5 protein-coding genes and 1 pseudogene are annotated in these 10,613 nt (G+C 66.1%); 4 read left to right on the top strand and 2 right to left on the bottom strand.

Annotated elements, in window-relative coordinates:
* Together EJK15_RS22795 and EJK15_RS22790 are read right to left on the bottom strand one after the other, a co-directional pair.
* Nucleotides 1–557, bottom strand: a pseudogene (locus EJK15_RS22795) (hypothetical protein); the annotation flags it as partial.
* Nucleotides 554–850, bottom strand: a complete 297-nt coding sequence (locus tag EJK15_RS22790) for a transposase (RefSeq protein WP_138712487.1) — start codon at nt 848–850, stop codon at nt 554–556. The gene EJK15_RS22790 and the pseudogene EJK15_RS22795, both read right to left, overlap by 4 nt.
* A 229-nt stretch (nt 851–1,079) precedes the next feature.
* On the opposite strand from EJK15_RS22790, the gene EJK15_RS76380 reads away from it, so the two are divergent.
* From EJK15_RS76380 to EJK15_RS22775, 4 genes are all read left to right on the top strand, one after another.
* Nucleotides 1,080–1,208: a hypothetical protein gene (locus EJK15_RS76380; protein ID WP_276615421.1), complete on the top strand. Its 129-nt coding sequence runs from the start codon at nt 1,080–1,082 to the stop codon at nt 1,206–1,208.
* 626 nt (nt 1,209–1,834) lie between these two features.
* On the top strand, nt 1,835–2,980 hold the full coding sequence (locus EJK15_RS22785) for an epoxide hydrolase family protein (protein ID WP_138712486.1): 1,146 nt from the start codon (nt 1,835–1,837) through the stop codon (nt 2,978–2,980).
* Between the two features lie 552 nt (nt 2,981–3,532).
* Entirely contained in the window at nt 3,533–10,075 is a 6,543-nt protein-coding gene (locus EJK15_RS22780; RefSeq protein ID WP_171074475.1) for an RHS repeat-associated core domain-containing protein, read from the top strand.
* Nucleotides 10,072–10,590: a hypothetical protein gene (locus EJK15_RS22775; RefSeq protein ID WP_138712484.1), complete on the top strand. Its 519-nt coding sequence runs from the start codon at nt 10,072–10,074 to the stop codon at nt 10,588–10,590. The genes EJK15_RS22780 and EJK15_RS22775 overlap by 4 nt, the downstream gene beginning before the upstream one ends.
* The last annotated feature ends 23 nt before the right edge of the window (nt 10,591–10,613 follow it).

Below are 10,613 nucleotides of genomic sequence, written 5' to 3'. Positions count from 1 at the left end.
GGTGGGGGTGGCAGGGGGGTGATGTCGAGGCCGGTGATGGTGCGGCTTTGGTCGGGCCTGCCGTCGTTGAGTCGTTCGTTGTAACGGGAGGTGGGCGATTTGACCTTGCGGGTGCTGACTCGCGGGCGGCGGGGCGGAAGCAGTCCGGCCAGGACACGGCGTCCGATGGTTGCGAGCAGGCCGGTGGTGGCGTGGCCGGGGTTGCCGTCAGGCTGGATGACCAGGTCGCGCGCGGCGTGTAGGGCGATGGAGAAGCCGCAGCGGTCGGGGTCGGTGCCGGGCCGGGACTCGGCGGGGTCGACCATCACCGTCCGAAGGAGCTGATAAAGCGTGAGCACCGACCACATCTCCTGCTCGAGCCCGGCGGGGTCGCCTGACCGCAGTATCCGCCCCTGCATGATCGTGTGGCGGAGCGCGTAGTAGGCCGACTCGTGTTCCCATCGCTGGTGGTAGAGCCTGATCAGGGCGGTGGCCGGATGGCGGCGGGCGTCGGTCAGCGTGGTGGCCAGGCGGTAGGAGCCGGTGAAGGTGGTGCCGTCTGCGCAGGTCACCCTCACGCGGGCCTCGATGATACGGATCTGCAGGGTGCCGATGATTGAGTGATGGGAGCCGTCGGTGAGCGAGCCAGGATGGGGGTGCGCCGGTTGCTGCGCAGCCGGCCAACGAACTGCGCGCCGGTGGCGCTGACCTGGGCGAGGAAGGCGTTGCCGTCGAAGCCTTTGTCCCATAACACGAGCATGTCCGGCTTCAGCAGGGGCAGCAGGCGCCGGGCATAGCTCGTCTCGCCTTCGCCGGTGGGGCCGAAGACCGCGCCGATCAGGTCCCGGGTTCCGGTCTCGACGAGCGTCATCAGCTCCAGCAGCGGGTTGCCGCCGTGGCTGGGGCTGCCGAGCCAGGCCCGGTTACGGGCGGTGTCGGGGGGTCTTGAGCGAGCTGCAATCGTCGAAGGAGACCGTGCGGTAGGGCCCGAACCGCACTCCGGGAGTTCTGGGCTGTGCCAGCGGCCCGTTGAGCACCTCGAACAGGCGGCGCATCGGCGCGCCACCGACCCTGCGACGCAGGTCACGCAGGGCTTGGCGGTGGGCGTCACGATCGGCAAGGCGGTCAGCGAGCCCGTCAGCTTCTGCCACACCAGCAGGTACAACGAGCTCGACCGGCACCAGCCGGTCGGCCAGTTCAGGCGCTTCGTTCGTGACCGCAGGAGGTGAGATCTCCCTCAGCACGCCATCCCAAGAGCGCACTTGGCGCTGCGCAATACGGATAGCCGACGTCGTGGAATCCTCATAATCTCCACTCTCAAGCACAAACAGGCGAACATCCCGAAAGCTCCCGGCTTCCAAAGACTCAAGCCGCTCTCCGCTTTCGGGTCATCAGGCGTCGCCCGCACGGGAAGGGGTCTGCGGTGAGACTAATCGTGGAAGAGCGTGCAGTAGGACGGCATGCGTTGTAGTCCCACCGATCTTATCGCCAGGCCAGCGAACGGAAATTTTCTGGCCACTTGAACTGCACGATGATCCTTTTGCTACCTGGCCCATGCGGCCTGTGGCAAAAGACTCGCCGTATCAGCGTGGCTGCATTCGCCATCATCATCGGTGCTCTGAGCCTGTCGATCACGCCTACGCATAGAAGCACATCGCAACGGCTCGCGCCGTACTCAGGACGGGGGCATCGGGCTGTCTATCTAGCTCGGCGTGGGTCTTGGCGTCAACCTGCACGAAACGACCGATGCCTCGCAGCCCAAAAGGTCAGCCCGTCCTCTGAGACGGGCGGTGAACCGCAAGCAATCGGACCACCATCTTCATACAAATATTCCGTTTCTGGAAGGAATAGTTCGATGATCAACCCGTTCCGCATAGACATCCCGCAGGACGAGCTGGATGACCTACGAGACCGGCTCGCCCGTACCCGCTGGAGCGGCGAGATCGGCGGCCAAGGATGGAGCCGCGGCGTCCCGACCGGCTACCTGCGGCAGCTCGCCGCCTACTGGGCCGACGGCTACGATTGGCGCAAGCACGAGGCCAGGCTGAACGAGCTGCCCCAGTTCACTACCAACATCGACGGGCAGACCATCCACTTCGCGCACATTCGCTCTCCCGAGGCCGAGGCGACCCCGGTGATGCTCATCCACGGTTGGCCCGGCTCGATCGCCGAGTTCCTGGACGTCATCGGCCCCCTGACCGACCCGCGCTCTTATGGCGGCGACCCCGCCGACGCCTTCCACCTGGTGATTCCCTCTCTGCCCGGGTTCGGCTTCTCCGCTCCGCTGAGCGAGGCGGGCTGGACGCAGGGCCGCATCGCCGACGCTTTCGCCGAGCTGATGCACCGGCTCGGCTACTCCCGCTACGGTGTGCAGGGCGGCGACGTCGGCGCCTTCGTCGCCCCGGCCATGGGTCGCCAAGATTCCGAGCATGTCCTCGGTGTGCACGTCAACGCCCTGGTCACCTTTCCGATCGGGGCCGACGGTGAGATGGACGGCCTGACCGTGGCCGAGCAGGAGCGGCTGGCGCGCCTAGAGCACTGGCAGCAGGAACAGAGCGGCTACGACAAGATCCAAGGCACCCGTCCCCAGACCCTGGGACACGGCCTGAACGACTCCCCGGCCGGCCAACTCGCCTGGATCGTCGAGAAGTTCAAGGAATGGACCGACAGTGCCGCCGACCTGCCCGAAGACGCCGTCGACCGCGACGCCCTCCTCACCAACGTCAGCATCTACTGGTTCACACAGACCGGCGCCTCCTCGGCCCACAACTACTACGAGGCCCATCACGACCCCTCGGCTTGGGCACCACGTGAACCCGGGACCGTGCCCACCGGCGTAGCAGTCTCCCTCACCCAGGATGTCGCCATCCGTCGCTTCGCCGAACGCGATCACACCATCGTGCACTGGACCGAATTCGAGCGCGGCGGACACTTCCTGGCCCTGGAACAGCCCGGCCCGTTCGTCGCCGACGTGCGCGAGTTCTTCCGCTCCCTGCGCTGACCATCCGCACCGCCGCCACGCACCGATGGCAGCGGTCCGCGACAACTCCGGTTAGAGGTCGCGCGGATAGGGCGGATGCGCCGGGCAAGGCAGTAACACAGGCATGGAGCCTCAAGATCACGTAGGCGGTGGGTGCGGTGGTGGCGGTGGCGAGAATCACTCAACGCCACCACCGATTACGGGCCAGAGTCGTTTGCACACTGGACAGGCCCCGAGCCCCGCGAACTGCTCCGCGACGTGATCGCCGTGGAGCCCGCCGATGGGTGAGGTAGTTCCGGCCATACGACTGTGTGTACCCCACGTATGGCCCGGTCAGGCAAGTTACGTGCGGGCAGGCCGAACCGTGCACGCCATCCGCGACTACCGCTGGTTTGGCGCAGTTCAATCGCGATCTGGGGAGTACTGATGCGTACGCGATTCGTGGCTCTGTCGGTGATGCTTGCTGCCGGTCTCGTTGTCGGTGTGGATTTACCGGCGTCCCCGGAGCCGTCGAAAAGACCGCCCGCTCCGCAGGAGAAGGTGGTTGCCCACACCGATGCGCCGTTAGGGCAGGTGAAGACGCCGCCGAATCCGGGGGCAGGTGAGGTCCGGCACTTCACGACCTGGCCGAACGCCGGTGAAACCGAAGTGGTCCTCGAGGGAGCACGACGGGCCGGGACGGCGCAGGCGAGCACGGTGCCGGTGTCGGTGGCGTCGAAGTCGGGCCTGGAGGCTGTGCGGGTCAAGGTGGCCGACCGGGCCACGGCCCGCAGGGCGGCGGCGCCCGGTGTGGTGGTGGCCCTCTTGCCGACTCGGGGTACGGCTGGGCAAGCGACGGTGGAGGTCGGATACAAGTCGTTCCAGCACGCCGTCGGCGCCGGTTTCGGGGCGCGAGCGCGGTTGGTGCGCCTGCCGGAGTGTGCGCTGACCACACCGGATGTGCCGGCGTGCCAGGTACAGACTCCGCTGCGCTCACGCAACGACGGCAATGCGGAGGTGGTGTCCGCTGACGTGGACATTGCCGCGAAGTCGTTCACCGTGCTGGCTGTGGTGCCCGCCGCGGCCGGATCGAACGGGTCGTTCGAGGCGACCTCGCTGTCGCCGTCCGGGACTTGGTCGGTGTCCGGCAACTCCGGCTCGTTCAACTGGTCCTATCCGATCGCGGTGCCGCCGGTGGCGAGCGGGACGGGCGCTGGGCCATCGGTGCAGTTGTCGTACAGCTCGGGCAGCGTGGACGGGCGCACAGCGGCGACGAGCGGGCAGCCGTCGTGGGTCGGCCAGGGCTGGGACTACACGCCGGGCTACATCGAGCGCACTTTCCGGTCCTGTGCCTCCATCGAGGGCCTGCCGGAGGAGAACAAGACCGGGGATCAGTGCTGGGCCGGCGACATCGTCACGATGAACCTCGGTGGCCAGTCGATGCCCCTGGTGTACGACAAGGACAAGGGCTGGCACGGCGAAAGCGACAACGGGACGCTGATCCAGCTGCACGGCAGCGGGACCGGCGAGTACTGGCAGGTCACCAAGACCGACGGGACGAAGTACTTCTTCGGCCGCAACAAGTGGACCGGGCACACCGACCAGGAGCTGACCAACTCGGCGTGGACGACCCGGGTCTACGGGACCAAGTCAGGCGACCGGTGTTACAACCCGGCCGGGTTCGCCCAGTCCGGATGCACCCAGATCTACCGCTGGAACGCGGATTTCGTCGAGGACCCGCAGGGCAACGTCCAGGCGTACTACTACGCGCCGGAGACCAACTACTACGGGGCCAACAAGGAAACCATCGGGGTCGAGTACACCCGCGGCGGGACCCTGCGGCGGATCGACTACGGCCTGCGCAACGTCAACAACACCATCTACGGCCAGACCGCGACCGGACAGGTCGTGTTCGACGTGACCGAGCGGTGCAAGCCCACCAGCGACTTCTCGTGCGACCCATCCCTGTTCACAGTGGAGAACGCCACCCGGTGGCCGGACACCCCGGTGGACCAGGAGTGCAAGAAGGGCACGGTGTGCAACAACCACTCGCCCACCTACTGGTCGACCAAGCGCCTGGCGAAGATCACCACCCAGTACAACCCGGGCACCGGCCCGGTGAAGGTGGACACCTACGACCTCACCCAGGACTTCCCGTCGATCGGTGACCCACAGCTGCGGCTGGACAAGATCGTACGCACCGGCCACGCCAAGGACGGCAGGACGCTGCCGTTGCCGCCGGTGGAGTTCACCAGCCAGTTGTATCCGAACCGGGTCGCGGGCTACAACAACAACCCGTCGATGCCGCACTGGCGGCTGACCGACGTCGCCACTGACACCGGGTCGATCATCCACGTCCGGTACAGCCGCGAGGACTGCACCGCGACCAGTGTCCCCGGCGATCTGGCCAACAACACCCGGCGCTGTTACCCGGTGTACTGGGACCTGGGGTACCACAATCCCGACCCGGTAAAGGACTTCTTCCACAAGTACGTCGTGGACCAGGTCGAGGTGCAGGACCGCAACGCGATCTCCCCGACCCAGATCAACGCGTACCGGTACGGGGGCAACCCGGCGTGGCACTTCGACGACAACGAGATCGTCGAACCGAAGTACCGCACCCACGGCCAATTCCGCGGCTACTCCCAGGTTGAGGTCCGTACCGGTAACACGGAGAACCGGCTGGAGCTCGACGGGTCGAAGGACAAGCAGACCCTGACCCGCACCACCTACTACCGCGGTATGGGCGGCCAGGTGGAGAACTCGTTGGGGGAGAAGGTCACTGACCACAACGCCTTCTCCGGCGAGGTCCACGAGTCGCAGACCTTCGACGGCGACAGCGATGTGCTGATCTCGTCGGAGATCACGGAGAAGGAGGTCAAGCGGACCACGGCCACTCGCGTCCGTGACGGACTGACCCCGTTGACCGCGAACGTGGTCGTCACAAGCCGCGCTCGGGCGCGGGCGCCAATGGTGGCGGGTGGTACCCGGACCAGCACGACGTCGTACGGCTACGACGACATCGGACGCGTGGTGGCCACCAACAAGGCCGGTGACGGTGTCGCGACCCTGTGCGAGACGGTGAGCTACGCCGACAACACCGACAAGTGGATCCGTGACCGCGTCAAGGAAAGGCTGACGTACAAACAGGAATGCCCAGCGAAGGAAGACCTGTCGCTGGCCGTGGGGGCTACCCGCACCTACTACGACAATTCCGGGACGCTCGGCGCCATCCCCGGACCGGGACTGGCCACTCGCACCGAAACCGCCACGGCGAAGACCAACGGCGCTCTGACGTTCACCACCACGGGGACTAGCGCGTACGACACCCGTGGGCGACTGACGGCCTCGACCGATGCCCGCAGCAAGACCACCCGCACCGCCTACACCCCGGCCGACACCAGCCTGGTGCAGACGGTGACCACCACCAACGCGAAGAACCAGGTCTCCACCATCGAACGGGAACCCGCGCGTGGGTTGGTCGTCGCCAAGGTGGACGAAGGTGGCCGCCGTACCGAGGCTGACTACGACCCGGCGGGCCGGCTGGTATCCGTATGGCTGCCAGGTCGGCCGAGGAACAGTCCCAGTCCCAGCATCTCGTACGCCTACCGGCAGAGTCTCGACCAGCCGCTCGCCGTGACCGCCAAGACGTTGGTGGACAACGGGCTGCTGACCAACTACGTCACCAAGGTCAGTCTGTTCGACGGTCTCGGCCAGCTGCGTCAGGTCCAGTCCGACGATCTGTCCAATCCGGACGGAGTGCAAAGACGTGTCGTCAAGGACGTCTTCTACGACTCGCATGGCTGGGAGGTGCTGAGCAACAACCGGTATCTCGCCGATGGCGTGCCCGAGGCGAAGCTGGTCGCGGTGGCGGGCGCGGTGGTCGACGACCGCACCCACACCACGTTCGACGGCGCGGGCCGGCCCACGAAGTCCACTGCCTACAAGGGACTCGACGCGACCCGGGAGACCAAGACCATCCACGGCGGCGACCGCACCACGGTCATCCCGCCGCCCGGTGGGGTGCCGAGCACCACTGTGGTGGACGTGTGGGGCCAGAACACCGCGCTGATGACCTACACCACGCCGCCTGTCGTCACCGCCACCGCGTTAGGGACCAAGGCGTCCGGCGGAGAGGCACACACCACCACCTACAAGCACAACGCGTTGGGCCAACTGGAGTCGATGACCGACTCGGGCGGCAACGTGTGGTCGTACGGCTACGACTTCCTTGGCCGGCAGACCAGTGCGACCGACCCGGACTCGGGTGCCCGCTCGGTGACCTACGACATCTCCGGACTGGTCCAATCCACAAAGGACGCCAGGGGCCAGGAGATCTCCTACGACTACGACGAGCTGGGCCGCAAGGTCGCCGAGTACAAGACCCTGAACAAGACCGCGGCCAACAAGCTGGCGTCGTGGACCTACGACACCGCGGCGAACGGTGTCGGCAAGCTGGGGCACACCACCCGGCACACCCCGAAGGGCGCCTACAACGTCGGGGTGTCCCGGTACGACAGCCTGGGCAACGTAGCCAAGCAGACCATCCAGATCCCTGCCGGGGAGACCGGGTTCGCCACGCTGTACGAGACCCAGATGTCGTACACCACAACGGGATTGCTACGTAGTGCCACCAAACCCGCCGTTGGTGGACTGCCTTCCGAGACGATCACCATCGAGTACGACCGGTACGGCCAGGCGAAGTCCACCACGGGGTACAACGAGTACGTCTCCGACTCGACGTACACGCCCTACGGTGAAGCCTCCCAGTACTCGTTGGGCGTCAACGAAAGCGCCGGATGGCTGACCTACGACCGGGACCGGCACACCCGCCGTGTCACCCAGGCCAACCTGTCCGCCCAGCAGGACTTCCCGCAAGTCGACGACCTCCGTTACACCTACGACCCGGCCGGCAACGTCACCAAGCTCGTCAACACCCAGGGCGACACGAACGACAACGCCCCGGTGCGAACCCAGTGCTTCACCTACGACAAGCTCAACCGTCTGTCCCAGGCCTGGAGCGCGACCGACAACTGCGCTGCCGCACCGTCCACCACGGCTGGCAGCGTCAACGTCGGTGGTACCGCGCCGTACTGGACGACGTGGGAGTTCGATCCCATTGGCCTGCGCAAGAAGCAGGTCCAGCACGCGCTGCCCGGCGCGACCGGCGATACGACCACGACGTACAACTACCCAGGCTCGGGTCCGGACAAGATCCGGCCGCACGCGCTGTCGAGCACGGAGACCAGGGGGCCTGCCGGCACCAAGAACACCGCGTACGACTACAACGCGAACGGCAGCACGACCAGCCGTGACGTGCCCGGTGGCCAGCAAACCCTGGCGTGGAACGAGAACGGCACCCTGGCTTCGATCACTACCTCGGCCGGCACCACGTCGTATGTCTACGACGGTGACAACAACCAGCTGATGCGGCGCGACCCCGGCAAGACCACGCTGTTCCTGCCGGGCGAGGAAATCGTGCGGGACAACGCGACCGGGCACGTGTCCGCCACTCGGTACTACGCGCACAACGGCATCACCGTCGGCTTGCGTGCCGGCGGCACCGCCGTCCAGTACGTGCAGGCAGACCAGCACGGCACCAACCATGTTGCGCTGCAAAGCACCAAGGACGGCTTCGTCGTCACGCGCCGTGAGATGGATCCTTACGGAAACCCGTTGGCAGCCAATGGAACGTGGCCGGACAAGCGCGGTTTCCTGGACAAGCCGCACAACGAGGTCACCGGGCTGACCGACATCGGCGCTCGTGAGTACGACCCCACCACCGGCCGGTTCCTCTCGGTCGACCCCCTGCTGGACGCGTCCACACCGCAACAGTGGGCCGCCTACACCTACGCCAACAACAACCCCACGACCCTCAGCGACCCGAGCGGCCTGAGTCCCATCTATTGCCTGATGGACGATTGCTACCGGGCCACGGACAACAAGCAAGTAGCGGGTCCGAAGCCACCGACTCCGGCCACCGCCTTGGGGCCGGGGAGGCCTGGGCGGATCGACTACGGCGGCAACTGGTCGTTGGTCGTCGACAACTCCGGCACGGCCTTCCTCAACGGCATCGTCGAACTGCCGTGGAGCCCGCTCGCGGCGGACGTGATCATCCCGCAGGTCAAGGAAAAGTTCGGCGGCGACATCGTCACGCCGATGGGCGAGGACGACAACGCCGAAGACAGCGTCGGCGCACTGATGGTCTTCTGCACCCACGACAGGCAGCTCTGCAATGAGACTGCTCACCAGTTCCTCCTCAGAGAAGCTCTGCGGGTCCACGCGCTCATCGGCACGTTTGAAGGCGCCGGCCGCGGCCGCGGCGGTGCCAGCCAGCGCTCGGTCTTGAAGGCCGCCAGGAAGCTGCTCAACGAGGTCAGGGAAAGCGAGTCCTGCAGTTTCACCGGCGACACCCTCGTCGTGATGGGCGACGGCAGCACCAAACCCATCGCCGAGGTCAAGGAGGGCGACCAGGTCCTGGCCACGGACCCGGAAACCGGTGAGACCGAACCGAGATCCGTCAAGGCGGTCAGCGTCCACGACGACACGGTGCTTGACCTGGTCACTCAGGACGGCGCCAAGGTGACCACAACCGAGGACCACCCGTTCTACAGCGCCACTGACGGCCAGTGGAAGCGGGCCGACCAACTCGACAGTGACGACATCCTGCGCGCTCCAACGGGTGGCAGCGTCAAGGTCCGCGGCCTGCTGCTGGGGACGCTGCGCGTGGCGTCCGCGCACAACCTCACCGTCGAGGGCCTGCACACCTACTACATCAAGGTGGGCAAGCACCCGGTCCTCGTCCACAACAGCTGCCCGGATTTCGGGGCCGGCAGGCCGAAATCGGGAAACGTAGCCGTGATAGGCAGGACTCCCGACACGGCTGTCGCGAAGGATTGGCCAGGACATGATGTGCTGGACATTCCTGACGACCAGTGGAGCATCGCGACGAACGACGCCTGGATCAACATCGTGATCAAGAACAAGCAGGATGTGTACGTGGCGTCGCCGTTGACGTACGAGAACCTCTGGGATGCCGCGAAAGGCAGGCAGACCGTGACTGCCCGGGAGATCAAGATGTTCACAGACGCCGGCTACAAGTGGGACGGGAACCACATGCGTTCCCCCAGGAGGTGAGCACCGTGATTCTTCAGGAGCGGTCGTTCACGATTCTCGAGCCGCGCAGGAACATCAACTACGGTCGCGACGAACTGCCTTCGGCGCGTGATGGTCAGATACGTGACCTGCTGTTCGAGGTTGTCGACGGCGAAGCGTTCGACCAGGCCGCGGTGTTCGTTCCGCGTGCCGGTGACCGGGTGCTCACCGCGTTCGCCGAGCGGGCGGCGTCCATCGCCGTCCGCCATCAGGACGCGCGTGAGCTCCGGGCGGGCATCCTCGCGGTGGCCATCGCGCAAACGATCACCGACGACCCGCGGGATCCATTGCCTGCCATGGCATTGCTCTACCGCGCGGCGGTGATGATCGGACACGATCCGGACGCCGAATTCCGTGCCGCGAACGAGTTGACCGATGGTCGCGCCGGCGGGCTGCTCGCCTTCCTGCGCCGGTCACCCGAGGACAGGTCGATCGAGGCGATGGGCTTCGAAGAAGGCAATGACAAGCAAGGCTTCCGTTTCCTGAACAACTGGTGATCCAGGCTCCGAGTCTGGACTCG

This window comes from Nonomuraea basaltis, assembly GCF_005893125.1.
In the GTDB taxonomy this organism is placed as follows: domain Bacteria; phylum Actinomycetota; class Actinomycetes; order Streptosporangiales; family Streptosporangiaceae; genus Nonomuraea; species Nonomuraea basaltis.
This window is presented reverse-complemented; position numbering and strand designations above follow the sequence as displayed.